Origin of the sequence: Hamadaea sp., assembly GCF_013362815.1 — a bacterium.
Classification (GTDB): domain Bacteria; phylum Actinomycetota; class Actinomycetes; order Mycobacteriales; family Micromonosporaceae; genus Hamadaea.
Genome location: NZ_JABFVK010000019.1, coordinates 94,197 through 108,463, shown reverse-complemented (window position 1 = coordinate 108,463; position 14,267 = coordinate 94,197). Strand labels below are relative to the sequence as shown.

15 protein-coding genes are annotated in these 14,267 nt (G+C 68.9%); 8 read left to right on the top strand and 7 right to left on the bottom strand.

Annotated features, from left to right (window positions below; all coding sequences use genetic code 11):
• Nucleotides 1-185: 185 nt before the first annotated feature.
• Nucleotides 186-1,166 (bottom strand): LuxR family transcriptional regulator, encoded by a 981-nt coding sequence (locus HOV77_RS12015; protein ID WP_290861407.1) that lies wholly within the window; start codon nt 1,164-1,166, stop codon nt 186-188.
• Nucleotides 1,167-1,278: 112 nt separating this feature from the next.
• Between HOV77_RS12015 and HOV77_RS12010 the strand changes: the two genes are divergently transcribed.
• Both HOV77_RS12010 and HOV77_RS12005 read left to right on the top strand, forming a co-directional pair.
• Nucleotides 1,279-2,079, top strand: coding sequence for a protein phosphatase 2C domain-containing protein (locus tag HOV77_RS12010; protein ID WP_290861405.1), 801 nt, complete (start codon nt 1,279-1,281; stop codon nt 2,077-2,079).
• A gap of 233 nt (nt 2,080-2,312) precedes the next feature.
• On the top strand, nt 2,313-2,519 hold the full coding sequence (locus HOV77_RS12005) for a CsbD family protein (protein WP_290861403.1): 207 nt from the start codon (nt 2,313-2,315) through the stop codon (nt 2,517-2,519).
• 50 nt (nt 2,520-2,569) lie between these two features.
• Here HOV77_RS12005 and HOV77_RS12000 read toward each other — a convergent pair whose 3' ends face one another.
• The 3 genes from HOV77_RS12000 to HOV77_RS11990 all read right to left on the bottom strand — a co-directional run bounded on the left by HOV77_RS12000 (nt 2,570) and on the right by HOV77_RS11990 (nt 4,726).
• Nucleotides 2,570-3,622, bottom strand: a complete 1,053-nt coding sequence (locus HOV77_RS12000; RefSeq protein ID WP_290861401.1) for an S-adenosylmethionine:tRNA ribosyltransferase-isomerase — start codon at nt 3,620-3,622, stop codon at nt 2,570-2,572.
• On the bottom strand, nt 3,619-3,963 hold the full coding sequence (locus HOV77_RS11995) for a VOC family protein (protein ID WP_290861399.1): 345 nt from the start codon (nt 3,961-3,963) through the stop codon (nt 3,619-3,621). Before HOV77_RS11995 ends, HOV77_RS12000 begins: the two co-directional genes overlap by 4 nt.
• A 70-nt stretch (nt 3,964-4,033) precedes the next feature.
• Nucleotides 4,034-4,726 (bottom strand): SDR family oxidoreductase, encoded by a 693-nt coding sequence (locus HOV77_RS11990; RefSeq protein ID WP_290861397.1) that lies wholly within the window; start codon nt 4,724-4,726, stop codon nt 4,034-4,036.
• 92 nt (nt 4,727-4,818) lie between these two features.
• Here HOV77_RS11990 and HOV77_RS11985 point away from each other — a divergent pair, with 92 nt between their 5' ends.
• Both HOV77_RS11985 and HOV77_RS11980 read left to right on the top strand, forming a co-directional pair.
• Nucleotides 4,819-5,940, top strand: a complete 1,122-nt coding sequence (locus HOV77_RS11985) for a GAF domain-containing sensor histidine kinase (RefSeq protein WP_290861395.1) — start codon at nt 4,819-4,821, stop codon at nt 5,938-5,940.
• Nucleotides 5,933-6,559, top strand: a complete 627-nt coding sequence (locus tag HOV77_RS11980) for a response regulator transcription factor (protein WP_290861393.1) — start codon at nt 5,933-5,935, stop codon at nt 6,557-6,559. The genes HOV77_RS11985 and HOV77_RS11980 overlap by 8 nt, the downstream gene beginning before the upstream one ends.
• Nucleotides 6,560-6,644: 85 nt before the next feature.
• Here HOV77_RS11980 and HOV77_RS11975 read toward each other — a convergent pair whose 3' ends face one another.
• Nucleotides 6,645-7,640: a hypothetical protein gene (locus tag HOV77_RS11975; RefSeq protein ID WP_290861391.1), complete on the bottom strand. Its 996-nt coding sequence runs from the start codon at nt 7,638-7,640 to the stop codon at nt 6,645-6,647.
• A gap of 140 nt (nt 7,641-7,780) precedes the next feature.
• Between HOV77_RS11975 and HOV77_RS11970 the strand changes: the two genes are divergently transcribed.
• Nucleotides 7,781-8,440 (top strand): DUF402 domain-containing protein, encoded by a 660-nt coding sequence (locus HOV77_RS11970; RefSeq protein ID WP_290861389.1) that lies wholly within the window; start codon nt 7,781-7,783, stop codon nt 8,438-8,440.
• Between the two features lie 33 nt (nt 8,441-8,473).
• On the opposite strand, the gene HOV77_RS11965 is transcribed toward HOV77_RS11970, so the two are convergent.
• Nucleotides 8,474-8,926: a MarR family transcriptional regulator gene (locus HOV77_RS11965; protein WP_290861387.1), complete on the bottom strand. Its 453-nt coding sequence runs from the start codon at nt 8,924-8,926 to the stop codon at nt 8,474-8,476.
• 58 nt (nt 8,927-8,984) lie between these two features.
• Here HOV77_RS11965 and HOV77_RS11960 point away from each other — a divergent pair, with 58 nt between their 5' ends.
• Genes HOV77_RS11960 through HOV77_RS11950 form a run of 3 tightly spaced genes read left to right on the top strand, consistent with a single transcriptional unit; the run spans nt 8,985 to nt 12,068 of the window.
• On the top strand, nt 8,985-10,220 hold the full coding sequence (locus HOV77_RS11960) for an MFS transporter (protein WP_290861385.1): 1,236 nt from the start codon (nt 8,985-8,987) through the stop codon (nt 10,218-10,220).
• Nucleotides 10,221-10,266: 46 nt separating this feature from the next.
• Nucleotides 10,267-11,127 (top strand): MerR family transcriptional regulator, encoded by an 861-nt coding sequence (locus HOV77_RS11955; protein ID WP_290861383.1) that lies wholly within the window; start codon nt 10,267-10,269, stop codon nt 11,125-11,127.
• Nucleotides 11,124-12,068, top strand: coding sequence for a transglutaminase-like domain-containing protein (locus HOV77_RS11950; protein WP_290861381.1), 945 nt, complete (start codon nt 11,124-11,126; stop codon nt 12,066-12,068). Before HOV77_RS11955 ends, HOV77_RS11950 begins: the two co-directional genes overlap by 4 nt.
• Before the next feature lie 201 nt (nt 12,069-12,269).
• Here the strand turns inward: HOV77_RS11950 and HOV77_RS11945 are convergent, their stop codons facing one another.
• Nucleotides 12,270-14,243 carry a beta-galactosidase gene (locus HOV77_RS11945; protein ID WP_290861380.1) on the bottom strand — a complete coding sequence of 658 codons (1,974 nt, stop codon included), beginning with the start codon at nt 14,241-14,243 and terminating at the stop codon, nt 12,270-12,272.
• Between the last annotated feature and the right edge of the window lie 24 nt (nt 14,244-14,267).

Below are 14,267 nucleotides of genomic sequence, written 5' to 3'. Positions count from 1 at the left end.
CCAGCCCGACACGACGCGCAAGCACGAGCCAGCCCGACACGACGCGCGCGCTACACCAGGCGAGCGCGACCGCGAGCCCGACACGAGCGCGACCGCGAGCCCGACACGAGCGCGACGCGACGCGACGCGACGCGACGCGACGCGACGCGACGCGAGCCCAGGCGAAGACCACCAGAGAACGGCGGTCAAGGCCGTTTGACCGCCCACAAAGCAGCCTCGGTCCGCGACGACGACCCGGTCTTCCGGAGCAGGTTGGAGACGTGCACCGCGACCGTCCGGATGGAGATGTCGAGCGACTTCGCGACCTGCTTGTTCGACATCCCGGCGGCGAGGCATTCCAGCACTTGAAGTTCCCGGGCGGTCAGCTCGACCGCTTCTTCCGGCCCCGCGTCCGCCGGTAGGGACTCAAGGGCCTCGACGCCGCGTCCGGCCGTGATGGCGAGCAATTCGCTGAGCAGGTACGGGTTTCCGCCCGTACGCTGCCAGACGCGCTCACCGAGGCGGTCGGCGTCGGCCAGTCCCGGGTGGGCCGCAGTGAGGATTTCGGTGACGAACTCCGGGGCGAGCGGCCCGAGGTGCTGGCGGATGGCGTTCGGTACGCCGGACAGGCGGGCCAGCGTACGCGCGACCAAGTGCCGGGCGACTGCCGCTTCCGCCGGTTGACTGGTCACGATGAGCAGCACCGGGAGCCTGGGCGCCGCCGCCAGTTCGGCGAGGAGACTCAGGCTGGCCGGGTCGAGGGCGTGCAGGTCTTCGACGACGAGGACGGCGGGACCGTCGCCGACCAGGGCTCGCACTGTGCGTACGGCGAGACGCAGGAGCGCGTCGGGGGCGTACCGCTCGATCGGGGCCTGCGATTCCTGGGCGAGCCAAGCGAGACCGTCGGCCGGGACCGGCAGCGTACGCATGTCTCGCCCACTCAGCACGGCGGCCAGCCAGTCGTACGGGGCGGGCGAGTGCAGCCGGGCGGTGCCGGCCAGCACGGTCGCCGGACGAGGGTCGAGCGTTTCGACGGCCGCCGCGACCAGGCGGCTTTTGCCGACTCCCGGGTGGCCGGTCAGGACGACCATCCCCGGACCCGACAAATCCCCCGATACCACGCGCGCCCACTGGCCGACGATCTCCCGCAGTTCGTCGGCGCGCCCAACCATCGGCACCGGGTTCACGGCCCAAAGGATACGGTTGCCGCACATTTCTCTCACGGCCGAGCGGGCTCCCCCAGAAATTACGTACTAATGCCTAGAGACATCTGACCGTCCTACCCTGCACCCTTGAGGGATGAGTCTCGCCCTCCGTTCCGTTCTGCTCACCGACCTCGGGCTGATCCGGGCGAACAACGAGGATTCGGCGTACGCCGGATCCCGGTTGCTCGTGATCGCCGACGGGGTCGGCGGGGCACCCGCGGGCGAGGACGCGAGCGCGATCGTGATCCGCGAGCTCGCCGCCCTGGAGACCGCCGAGCTAGGCGACGAACCGGCGCGTACGCTGCTGGACCACCTCATGACGGCCAACCGGGAGATCTACCAGGCCACCCTCGACGACCCGCTGAAGGAAGGCATGGGCACGACGATGACCGCCGTGCTGCTGTCCGCCGACGCCGACGAGGCGGCCGAGGTCACGGTGGCGCATGTCGGCGACTCCCGGGCGTACCTCCTGCGCGACGGCGAACTCCGTCGGCTCACCAAGGACGACACCTACGTGCAGACGCTCATCGACCGCGGCGTACTGAGCGAGGACGACGCCCGCCACCACCCGCAGAAGTCCCTCATCACGCAGTCCGTGCAGGGGCTCGACTTCACGACGGCGTGCTCCACCGTCGCCGTACGCCCCGGCGACCGGTTCCTGCTGTGCAGTGACGGCCTCTCCGACATCGTCACCGACCACAGCATCGCGCACGCGCTCCAGACCCATCCCGAGGTGAAGCAGGCCGCCGAGCAGCTCGTGAAGCTGGCCCTCCAGGCGGGTGCGCCGGACAACGTCACGGTCGTGGTCGCCGACGTGACGACCGTCGAGGCCGGTCCCAAGGGCGCGCGGCGGCTGCCCGGCGTCGCCCAGCTCGCCGCGCTCCTCGGCCTCTAATCGCGACGCAGAGCAGCTAAGCCCGCCGCAGCGCGGCTGAGTCGCGCCCGAAACCGGACCGCTCATGATCATGGTCATTTCCACGTCGCTATCACAGCGCTATCACAGCCCAGAACTGACCATGATCATGAAAACGAGAGCAAAATGTCCGATTTGCGATCGGCAAGCAGCGGTTAGCGGACCAAGACCGGGGTAATCCTCGCGGTAACCGAGCCCGAGGAGGTCTGAAGGCCATGGGTATGGACGACAAGATCCGCAATGAAGCCCAGGAGTGGAAAGGCAAGGCCAAGGAGCAAATGGGCGACATGACCGACGACGAGCGAATGCAGGCGGAAGGCAAGTCGGAGGAAATGTCGGGCAAGGCCAAGAACATGGGCGAGAAGGCCAAGGACAAGGCGTCGGAGATGGGCCAGAAGGCCAAGGACGCCATGAACATGTAGCACCGTCATAGAAAGGGCGCCGCGACCGAAGAAGGACGCGGCGCCCTTTTTCAGACTCCCGAGGAGCGGCCCGAAGAGCGCAGGAGCAGGTTGAGATCGCCGAACTCGTGCCACAGGTATCCGTTGTCCACAGCTTCCCGGTAGCACTCGGAGAGCAGCCGCTCACCGGCGATCGCCGACAACATGAGCAGGTGGGAGGCACGCGGTTCATGGAACCCCGTGAGCAGGCCGTCGATTGCGCGTACCCCTCGCTCTGGAGTGACCACGACGTCCGTCCAGCCCGCCGCAGCCTGGACCGATCCGTCGGGCCGGGTCGCAGTTTCGAGCGCGCGGACCGCGGTCGTGCCCACGGCGATGATCCGCCCACCGGCCGCGCGAGCCTGATTGACCAGGCGCGCGGTGGTCGCGGGGACCTCGAACCGCTCGGGGTAGGGCCGCTCGTGGGCCTCCGGCGAGGCCACCCCGGTGTGCAGGGTGATCGGCGCGATCACGACGCCGCGGCTGGCCAGGCGGGTGACCAGCGCGTCGGTGAACGGCCGGCTTGCGCTGGGCATCTCCGCGCTGCCCTCCCGGTCGTCGGGGGTGCTGATCGCGAAGACGCTACGGTACGCCCAAAGGGGCCAGTCTCGTTCTACATAGGAGTATCGAATCGGACGGCCATGGGCACGCAGATAGCGTGGCACCGAATCGATGGAGACCTCGGCGATCCACAGCCGATCCGAATACAGCTCCCGCAGATCGACCACCACGCCACCGGAAAGCGTGAGCCGCTGGCCGGCCCGAGCGTCGAAGAAGGGCTGAGTCGAGCCGCCGACGGGACGCCGGACCTCCACCACCCATCGCCCATCGGGCTGGCGAGTCGAGAAGTGCACGACGAGCGTCTTGTCCACAGTGTCCACTGCCGATGCCATCGTGGCCGACGTGTTCACCACGAGGACGTCACCGGCCTTCAACAGCGACGGCAAATCGGTGAAGCGGTGGTGGCTCACGCCGTCCGGCGAGCCGGCCAGCAGCCGCACCTCGTCGCGGGCCAGTCCCCGGGCCTCGGGCGGCTCGTGCGCCTCCAGCTCCGGAGCGAGGGTGAACTCCAGTGTCGCCGTCATGCTTCCGTCCAAACGAGTACGCGATTGCCGTCAGGGTCGGCGAGCACGAATCCGTAGTGCCCGCGGGGGAATTGCTCGGGAGTCGTCTCGGCCGCCACGCCGGCCGCCAGGTGAACCGCGTCCACCGAGGGACGGTCGGGTAGTTCGAGGGCAAGACCCGGTGGCTTGGCCGGCCGCGTGGTCTGGACTATCTCCAGGCGGCCGCCGCCCACGTCGTAGACCGCGCCACGTTCGCCGTCGCGCTGCCAGTGGTCGATGACCGGCAGGCCCAGGAGACCGCCGTAATGGTGTGCGCTGCGCTCGAAGTCGGCCACCTCGAAGGGAACCCACATCGTGCTCATGTGATCACCGACCTGCGGCCGGCGATCACATGAGTGAGACTGTGCCTGCCGATGATCGGCCTGCGGCCGCTCATGCGCTCACCTCGCTAGGGATCCAGTCGCCGAGCTTGAGGCGGCCCGACGGCGGCCGCTGCGCCAGCAGCCCGAGCAGACCAGGCGCGACCGACTCGGGCAGGGGTCGGTCGGAGATGTCCTCGCCGGGGAAGGCGTCCTGGTGCATCCGCGTACGCAGATCGCCCGGGTCGACCTGCCACACGGTGACGGCCGGCTCCTCGACGCCGAGGACCTTGCCGAAGTGCTCCAAGGCGGCCTTGGAAGCGCCATAGGCCCCCCATCCCTCGTACGCCTCGACGGCGGCGTCCGAGGTCACGTTGAGCACCACCCCCCGCCCGGTACGCAGAAGCGGCAGAGCGGCTTGAGTCAGCGCGACGGGGGCGACGACGTTGACCTCGAACAGGTCCCGCAACGCCTGCTCCGGCACGGAGGCGACCGAGGGCAGCGGACTCGGCCCGAGCGCTCCGGCGTTGTTGACCAGCAGGTCGAGCCCGCCTTCGCGCTGCGCGGCGGCGATCAACGCCGTCCGGTGGGCCGGATCGGTCACGTCCCCGGCGATGGCGGTGACTCCGGGCAGCCCGGCGACGGCGTCCGCGAGCTCGGTGGCAGTACGGGCGTCGGCGACGACACTCCAGCCGGCGGCCGACAGCGTACGGGTGAGGGCGAGGCCGAGCCCGCGGCCGGCCCCGGTGATGATCGCGATAGGCATGTCTCGACGCTATGGACTGCGCGGCGTACGCGAATCGGTCCGCAGCCGCCGCCGTCCTAGGTCCTTCGACCTAGGCCCCGTACGGTTGACGGGTGGACGAACGCAGCACGCTGGACGAGCTGAGCACCGCTGTGCTGGCGGTCAGCCGGCATCTGTCCGTACGCGAGGTGCTGCAGACGATCGTGACGGCCGCCCGATCCCTGCTCGACTGCGAGTACGCGGCGCTGGGCGTACCGGACGATCAGGGCGGATTCGCCGAGTTCGTGGTCGACGGGGTTTCGGACGAGCAGTGGGCCGCCATCGGTCCGCTCCCCCGCCAGCACGGGCTGCTCGCGGCGATGCTGCACGAGATGAAGCCGCAACGGCTGCCCGACGTGCGAAAGGACCCCCGATTCGGCTGGTGGCCGGCGGCGCATCCGGTGCTGAAGGGCTTCCTCGGCGTACCGGTCACCGACGGCGAGGAGATCCTCGGCGCGCTGTTCCTGGCGAACCGGCGCAGCGGCGAGTTCACCGCCGACGACGAGCGGCTGCTGGGCGTACTGGCCGCGCATGCCGCGATCGCGTTGACCAACGCCCGGCTCTACGAGCAGGGCCGGGAGCTGACCCTACTGGAGGAGCGCCAGCGCGTGGCCCGCGAGCTGCACGACGCGGTGGCGCAGAAGCTGTTCAGCCTGCGCTTGACGACCGAGGCCGCGGCCGCTTGGGTCCGCAAGGATCCGGCGCGGGCCGAGACCGAGCTGCAGGAGATCCGGCGGCTGGCGGCCCAGGCGACCGAGGAGCTCGGCCAGATCGTCGCCGAACTGCGGCCGCGTGAGCTGGCCGACACCGGGTTGGTCGAGACGCTGCGACGCCGAGTGGCCCTGCTCGACCGGGTGCACGACGCCCGGGTGGAGTTCGTGGCCGAGCTGACCGGCAAACTGACGCCCGCCGTCGAGGAAGTTGTGCTGCGGGTCGCCGAAGAGGCGCTGCACAACGCGCTGCGTCATGCTTCGGCACAAGTGGTCCAGGTCCGACTCGTCGACGGCGGCCGCGGCGTGATCTGCACGATCACCGACGACGGCGCGGGCTTCGATCCGAGCGTCCCGGCCGCCGCCAACGCCCGGCTCGGCCTGTCCTCCATGCGCGAGCGCGCGCGGCGGGTCGGCGGCACGTTCCGGGTCGCCTCGCACCCCGGCGGCGGCACGACGGTCACCCTGGAGGTCCCCCGTGGCTGAGATCCGCGTCCTGCTCGCGGACGATCATGCAGTGGTACGCCGAGGGCTGCGGGTGTTTCTGGAGACTCATGACGACATAACCGTCGTCGGCGAGGCGGGCGACGGTGCGGAGTGTGTCGAGCAGGCGCTGGCCACGCAGCCGGACGTGATCCTGCTCGACCTGAAGATGCCGGGTGTGGACGGCGTCGAGGCGATCCACCGGCTCCGGGACGCCGGAAGCGCGGCGAAGGTGCTGGTGGTCACCAGTTTCACCGACGCGCCCTCGGTACTGCCCGCGATCCGGGCGGGCGCGGCCGGCTGCGTCGCCAAGGACGTCGACCCGGCCGCTCTGGCGAACGCGATCCGAACTGTCCACGCTGGACACGTCGTGCTGCCGCCCGCGATCGCCACTGCGCTGAGCACCGGAGTCTCCGGCGACCGGCTCGATCATCTGACCGCCCGTGAACGGGAAGTGTTGCAGCAGTTGGCATCGGGCCGGTCCAACCGGGAGATCGCCCGGGAGCTGCACCTGGCCGAGAAGACGGTGAAGACGCACGTGTCGGCGATCCTCATGAAGCTGGAAGTCGACGACCGCACCCAAGCCGCCCTGTACGCCGTCCGCCACGGCTACTCCCGTTGATCATGAACCTAAGGTCCCTTCGGGCGGCGTGTCGCCACCCCCGCCGTCATGATCAACACGCCGAGACGGGGCGGGAGGCGTGGGATCAGGCGGCGAGAGCCGTCTCCAAGCGCCGTTCGCTCAGCGCCGCTTCGGCTTTGCTGTGGTTGAGCAGAGCGTCCGCCTTGGCCAACGGAATGCCGGTCGCGATGAGCAGGTTCAGCACCGCCGCGTCGGCGTCCGCCGCCACCGCCGCGCTCGCGAGGCCGAGGTGTTCGTCGCGCATGACGTCGATCCAGCGAGCGGCTGAGACGAGTTGTGGCTGGGCCACCCGGAGCGGGCCGTCGCGACGCAGTTCGTCGCGCAGCAGTCCCACGCCGTCGGCCAGGGATTCCAGCATCGGCGGCAACGCGATCGGCACCGGCTCGCCGCCGTGGAGGACGCCCCACCAAGCGTGCCTTGCCATGACCCGGATGTTGCGGACGGCGTACCCGATCTCCCGGGCGGTCGCCGCATAGGCGTCGAGATCCTGACCCGTGGTCCAGAGCGTGATGGCCGCCGAACGCCGGGAGGCCAGCAGCACCTCGTTGAGGCGGCGCAGATCGTTCTCCGTGTCGACCAGGGCGTACACGGCGGCCCGGGCCGACTCGGCGTCCCGCGTACGCAGCGCGCCCGCGATCGTCCGGATGTTCACGGTCAGCGTGTTCAGCAGTGGTTCCAGCGTCGCGTTGACCTGCCGCGTCGCATTACGCGGCGTGGTGAGGAACGCGACGATCATGGCGACCGCGACGCCGACGACGAAGTCGAGCACGATCCGGTCGAACGAGCGGTATCCGGAGGCCACGGCGGCGATCGCCAAGCCGAAGCCGAGGCCGAAGAAGAAGATCGCGACGGACCGCCGGTGGCGGGCGCAGACGAACTCCAGCGTGGTGATCGCGAACAGCGGCGCGCCGATCGGTTTGTCGAAGCCGAGCAGCATCGCCACGATGATCGCCAGCCCACCGGCGGCGAGGATCTGCAGGACGGCCGGCAGCTCCCGGCGAGCCACCCGGCTCGCCCAGCGCCATCCGCCCCGTTGCGTCATGGTCTCCCCCGAATCCATCCGCCCAGTCTGGCCACTCGACTACGCGTTGTACAGGGGCAATCACTAAATGTGGTTTAGCCCCCATCGGGTTTCTGAGCTGGGAAAACGGACACCAGGCATGGCACCTCGCATCCGGCGAGATCGACTAGGCTGGACCAGTGTTCGCGCCGGGTCAGCTCCTCCTCCATCGCGGCTTCGTCGGCGAGCGCCTCGTCTTCCTGAAGCTGGCCCGGGTCGTCCAGCACGACGAGCACGGCCTGCTGCTCTGGATCGCCCACGGCACCCCGATTCTGATCAGCCTGTCCGAGGAGGGCGAGGGCATCCGCGACATGGCGTACGCGGAGTGGATCACCAAACGCGAAGAGCTGAGGCCGATGACGCGCTACGGGCCGGACATGCTCATGTACATCCCGCCGCAGACCTCCGGAGCCGCGTCGGCCCACTCGGTGTGGTTCTTCTGGGACGGGCGGCACAACTTCGGCGGCTGGTACGGCAACCTTGAAGAGCCCTCCGTCCTGTGGTCCGACGGCGATCTCGCCGGAGTGGACACCACCGACCAGGATCTCGACATCTGGGTGTGGCCCGACCGCAGCTGGGAGTGGAAGGACGAGGACGAGTTCGCCGAGCGCCTCGCCTTCCCCGAGCACTACTGGGTGCCCGATCCCGACGCCGTCCGGGCCGAGGGCGTACGCCTCACGAAGGTGATCGAGGCGGGCGAGTTCCCGTTCGACGGGACCTGGACCGACTACCGGCCGGATCCGAGCTGGACGTGGCCGATGACGGTGCCGCCGGGCTACGACCGGCCACGCGCCCGCTAGACGAGCAGCGATAGCCGCGAGCGGCGAAGCACGCTAGCGGGAACGGATCACGGCGTCCATGTCTTGGTTGAGCCGGGTCAGCAGCCGAGCCAAGTCCTTCCGGTCTGCATCGTCCCAGTCCGCGAGGATCTGCTCGTAGAGCGCGACCCGGGCGGTGCGGACCGACTCCACCCGGGCCAGTCCGGCCGGCGTCGGGCTGACCAGGATCACCCGGCCGTCCTGCGGTCCCCGGCTTCGTTCCACCAGCCCGTCCCGCTCCAGCGCGCTGACCTGCCGGGTCACCGTCGAACCGTCGAGGCCGAGCGCTTCGGCCAGCGCGCTGATCTGCGCCGGCCCGTGCTCGGCCAGCCGCCGGAGCAGCAGGTACGCCGCCCGATCGAGGGCCCGGTGCGGCACCTGATCGCCCGCTCGCCGCGTGGCCTCGGCCCGCCGCATGAGCAACGCCACTTCCATCTCGATCTTCTCGAGTTCCCGCCGGTCCGACATAGCTGTATGATACAGGTTCGTTAGCTGTACGATACAGATATTTTCTGGAGGCACGCCGATGTCGCAACGGCGGAACGAACCCAACCGTGGCGCGATCTACGCCACCGCCATCGCGGCGTACCTGGCGATCGCCGGGATCGCCGTCGTCGACCCGATCCTGCCCGCGATCGGCAGCGCCATCGGCGTTTCACCCTGGCAGGTCGAGCTGCTGTTCACGGCGTACATCGCGGTGATGGGACTCGGCATGATCCCGGCGGTGCTGGCGACCGGCCGGTTCGGCTTCAAGAAGATCCTCGTCGCCGGGGTCACCACCGTCGGCATCGCCGCCATCCTGGCCGCGTTCAGCCAGAACATCGGCCAGCTCGCCACCCTGCGCGGAGTATGGGGTCTCGGCAACGCGATGTTCTTCGCGACCGCGATGGTCATCATGATCGCGCTGGCCAAGTCGCGGGAGTGGGTCGTCGGCCTCTTCGAGACCGCGCTCGGCCTCGGCTTCGCCACCGGCCCGCTGATCGGCGGCCTCCTCGGCGAGGTCTCCTGGCGGCTGCCGTTCTTCGCCTGCGGTGTCTTCATGCTGATCGCGCTGGCGGTCGCCGCGACCAGGCTGCGCGAACCGGCTCCGCAACCTCCGGTGAAGCTGGCGGAGATCGGCCGCACCTTCAAGCGCAAGGCGTTCATCGCGTTGTGCGCCATCACGGGCACCTACAACTTCGCGTTCTTCATCGTCCTCGGGTACGCACCCCTGGCCCTCCACCTCGACGTCGTCCCGTTGGGGCTGGCGTTCACCGGCTGGGGACTCGGCCTGGCCCTGGGTATCCTCGGCATCGGGCACCGGCTGGCCCACCGCATCGGCGCGGTGCAGACGGTCGGCATCGCGCTGACCGGCCTTCTGCTGTGCCTGGTCGGCTTCGCCGTGTCGACGACGACCCCCGAGAAGCTGGTCGTCCTGGTGATCTCCGGTCTGTGCATGGGTATCGCCAACGCGCTGCTCACCGACCTCGCCCTCGGGCTGGGTTCGGCCGACCGCCGGGTCGCGACGGGCGCATTCAACCTGGTCCGATGGGGTGCCGCCGCTCCGGCTCCGGTGGTGGCCGGCCTGCTGGTCGAGCACTCCACTCCGGCGTCGCCGTTCTGGGTCGGCGCGGCCGTGCTGGCGGTGGGCGTACTGGCGTTCCTGCTGTTCGGCAAGCTCATGGCGCACGGCATCGGCGAGCGCGTCTTCTGGTCGCGGCTCAACGCCGGGGCCCGCACGGCGGAGAACACCCCCGAAGAGGCGATCGGGGAAGCCTACTGAAAATCGGGCTTCACCTTGCCCCAGGGGCCGGGTGCAGACTGACCCCATGCCCCGCGACACCCGCCGGGCGGCGCTCACGATCAGCGAGTTCGCGCGCCGCACCGGCCTCTCCCACAAGGCGCTGCGCCTGTACGACCTGTCGGGTCTGCTCCCGCCGGCCGAGGTCGACCCGGTCAACGGCTACCGGCTGTACGCACCGGAGCAGATCGAACGCGCGAAGCTCGTCTCGCTGCTCCGGCGGCTCGACATGCCGCTCGCGACGGTCGCCGAGGTCCTCGACGCCGACCCCGAAAGCATGGCCCGGCAGGTGGCGCAGTGGTGGAACGGACAGGAAGAACAGCACCGCGTACGCCGGGAGCTGATCGACTATCTGCGGTCGGAGTGGCTGAGCACCGATCCGCAGCGACCCGAGTATTGGGTGGCCACCCGATCGATCCCGGAGACGAAGGTCGCCTCGATCCGGCGGGAGGTCGACCAGACCACGCTCGTCGACACCATGAGCGCGGCGGCCCGCGAAATCCGGACCCATCTCGCCACGAGCGGCACGGCGACCGAGCAACTCGGGTTCGGGCGCGAGGAGTGGTGGATCTACCACGGCATGGTCACCCCGGACAGCGAAGCTCCCGTCGAGGTGTGCGTACCGTTCACCGGGCCGGCCGAACCCACGGCGAACATCACCATCCGCGTCGAGCCCGCGCACGTTCAGGCGTACACGACGGTCACCAAGCGCGAATGCCTGTATCCCCGGATCCTGCACGCCTATGACGCCGTCACACGGTTCGTCCGCGACACCGAGCTGAGCCCGTTCGGGCCGTCCCGCGAGATCTACTTCACCTGCCTGGACGACGTCGGCGACGACGATCCCTTCGCGTACGTCGCCCAGCCGATCGAAAGGATCCTCCGATGAGTCAGTACGCGTCGCATTCCGCGTACTCCGATCCCGGCCGGTTCGCCAAGCTGCTCGACGAGCTGCCGGCCGACCTGCCGGGGCTGACCGCCGCCGTCCGCAACACGATCATCCACTATCGACACTCCGGCGAGAAGCTCCCGGACGAGCACTTCATGGAGATCAACAATCGCTGGGTCGAGCGGATTCTCGAGACCGACCAACAGCGTCACCCGTACGCCCTCACCGAACCCCGCGAGGTGACCGACCGGGTGCTCGGTTGCTGCCGCGACTACACCCTGCTCACCGTGGCGGCGTTGCGGCAGCACGGTATTCCCGCTCGCAGCCGTATCGGATTCGCGAGCTACTTCCGCGAGGACTACCTCCACGACCACGTCGTCGTCGAGTACTGGAACGGCGAACGCTGGGTGTGGCTCGACAACCAGCTCGATCCGGCCGACTGGCCGTCGCTGGACGTGCACGACCTGCCCCGCCCGGCGACCGGCGCGCCCTTCGTCACGGCGGCCGAGGCGTGGACGGCGTACCGGCGCGGCGAGACCGATCCGTGGAAGTACGGCATCGGCCCGGGGCAGCCGATCGGGGGCCCGTGGTTCCTGTTCGACTACGTGCTGATCGAACTGGCCCATCGGCAACGCGAGGAGATTCTCCTCTGGGACGGATTCGGCATGATGAGCGGAGACTTCGCCGATGAGGTGTCCTCTGAGGACCCGAGGGTGATCCTCGCCGACGAGATCGCGGCATTGCTGATCGCCGCGGACAACGGCTCGGAGGAGGCTGAACGCGAGCTTTCCGAACGCTTTGCCGCCGATGATCGGCTCCATCCGCGCGGCCGGGTCATCTGCCATACACCCGACGATCGTGGGATCTTCGCCGTAGATCTCACAACGCGAAAAGTGGAAACGGTATCTGCGGCCACAGACGTGGCGCTGAACGCGGCATAGGTGTAACGTCTCCGGCGTAGCTCGCCCGCATGGCTTCCCCCGTGGCCACGCGGGCGAGCCCTTTTTATGCCCTGCGTTCGGCACCAGATCAGGGTTCTGGGCCGAATCATGAGGCAAGATTCGACCCAGAACCCTGATCCAGCGCCAAAGGGACGCCACCGCGAAGCGAGCCATCGCAAGAACCAGCCGAGCGCAGGTAAGTCAGTGACGGAGCACGGCGACGCCGCGTGCGGCCAAGTCAACCGACGTGACCGGCGAACCGGAAGAACCGAGCAGATCGACGGCGGGCGAAGGCAGGGGAATCGTCACGGCCGAGCCCGAGTGGTTGAGCAGGAACAGGTAGTCGGCCTCGCCACCGTGGCGTACGACCGCCTGCACGCCGTCGGGCAGTCCCGGTAGCACCGGTTCGACCCCGGCTTCGGTGCGTACCCGGTCGAGCAGGGTCCGCATCAGCGCCGGGTCCGGCCGCGTCCCGAGATACCACGCGACCCCCTCGCCGTACTGGTGGCGAGTGATGGCAGGCCGTCCGGCCAGCTCACCATCGGTGAACGTGGCGATCGTCTCGGCGCCTTCGGTCTCGATCCACTCCGACCAGATCGTGCCCTTGCCGCCGTCGACGCCGATGGAGTTCCCGACCGGCAACGGCCAGAACTCGTCGATCCTCAGACCCAGGACCTCACGCAGCGGCCCGGGGTATCCGCCCAGGTAGACGCGCTCCTGCTCGTCCACGATGCCCGTGAAGAACGAGACCACGAGAGTCCCGCCGTCCGCGACATATCGGGTCAAGGCCGCGGCCACGTCCCGGCTCAGGAGATAAAGGTTCGGGACGACGATCATCTTGTACGCAGAAAGATCTGTCGCCGGGTGAACCACGTCGACGGTCACGTGCGCGTCGAAGAGGGGGTCGAAATGGGCCCGATGCGCCGGGAGCAGCTCCGTCACGCCGGGATGGGCGTCTCCTTCGACCGCGCGCCAGTTGTCCCAGTCGTGCAGGATCGCGACCTCTGCGCGTACAAGTGAGTCTGAAAGCTCGGCAGCTGCGGCAAGTTCCCGGCCCAGGGCCTGGATCTCCCGATGAGTCCGGGTGTCGGGCCCACCGTGCGGGACCATCGCGGAGTGGAACTTCTCCGCGCCGCCCTGGGCCTGGCGCCATTGGAAGAACAGCACGCCGTCCGCGCCTTGCGCGACGGCTTGCCAGCTCCACAGCCGCATCACGCCGGGGGCCTTGGGGGCGTTGCGCGGGCGCCAGTTGACCGCGCTCGGAGCTTGTTCCATGAGCAGCCAGGGCCGGCCGCCCTTGGCCGAGCGGACGAGGTCGTAGCCGAACGCGGCCTCGACGTGCGCGTGCGGATCGTACGGGTCGGGATAGCTGTCGAGGCTGACGATGTCCTGCTCGGCGGCCCACTTGAAGGAGTCGATCGGCTTGTGCACGAGCCCGATGAAGTTCGTGGTGACCGGTACGCGGGGCGTGTGCTTGCGGATGATGTCGCGTTCGACGAGGTAGCACTGGAGGATCGCGTCGTCGCTGAACCGGGCGAAGTCCAGCTTCTGGGCGGGATTGCCGAAGGTCGGCGTCGTCCGGGGCGGGAAGACCTCGGACCAGTCGGAGTAGCGCTGTGACCAGAAGGTCGTCGACCACGCCTCGTTCAAGGTCGTGATGTCGCCGTAGCGATCCCGCAGCCAGCGCCGGAAGTCTTCGGCCGAGACGTCGCAGAAGCATTGCCGGGTGTGGCAGCCGTACTCGTTGCCGATGTGCCAGATCGTGAGGGCCGGATGATCGGCGTACCGCTGGGCGACCTGCTCGACCAGACGTCCGGCGTACTCCCGGTAGATCGGGCTCGACGGGCAGTAGTGCTGCCGCGAACCCGGCCAGAGCCGGGTGCCGTCCGCGCGCTCGGGCAGGATCTCGGGATGCTTCACCGACAGCCAGGGCGGCGGCGAGGCGGTCATCGTCGCCAGGCTCGCCCCGATCCCGTTCGCGGCCAGATTGTCCATGACTTGGTCGAACCACCCGAAATCATACGCACCCGGGGTAGGTTCGACAGTGGCCCAGGAGAAGATGCCGACCGACACGAGGGAGACCCCGGCCTCGGTCATGAGCTTCATGTCTTCGGCCCAGACCTCCGGTGACCACTGCTCCGGGTTGTAGTCGCCGCCGTAATGGATTCGGTTCATCGGTACCTCTGGTCACTTGTAGGA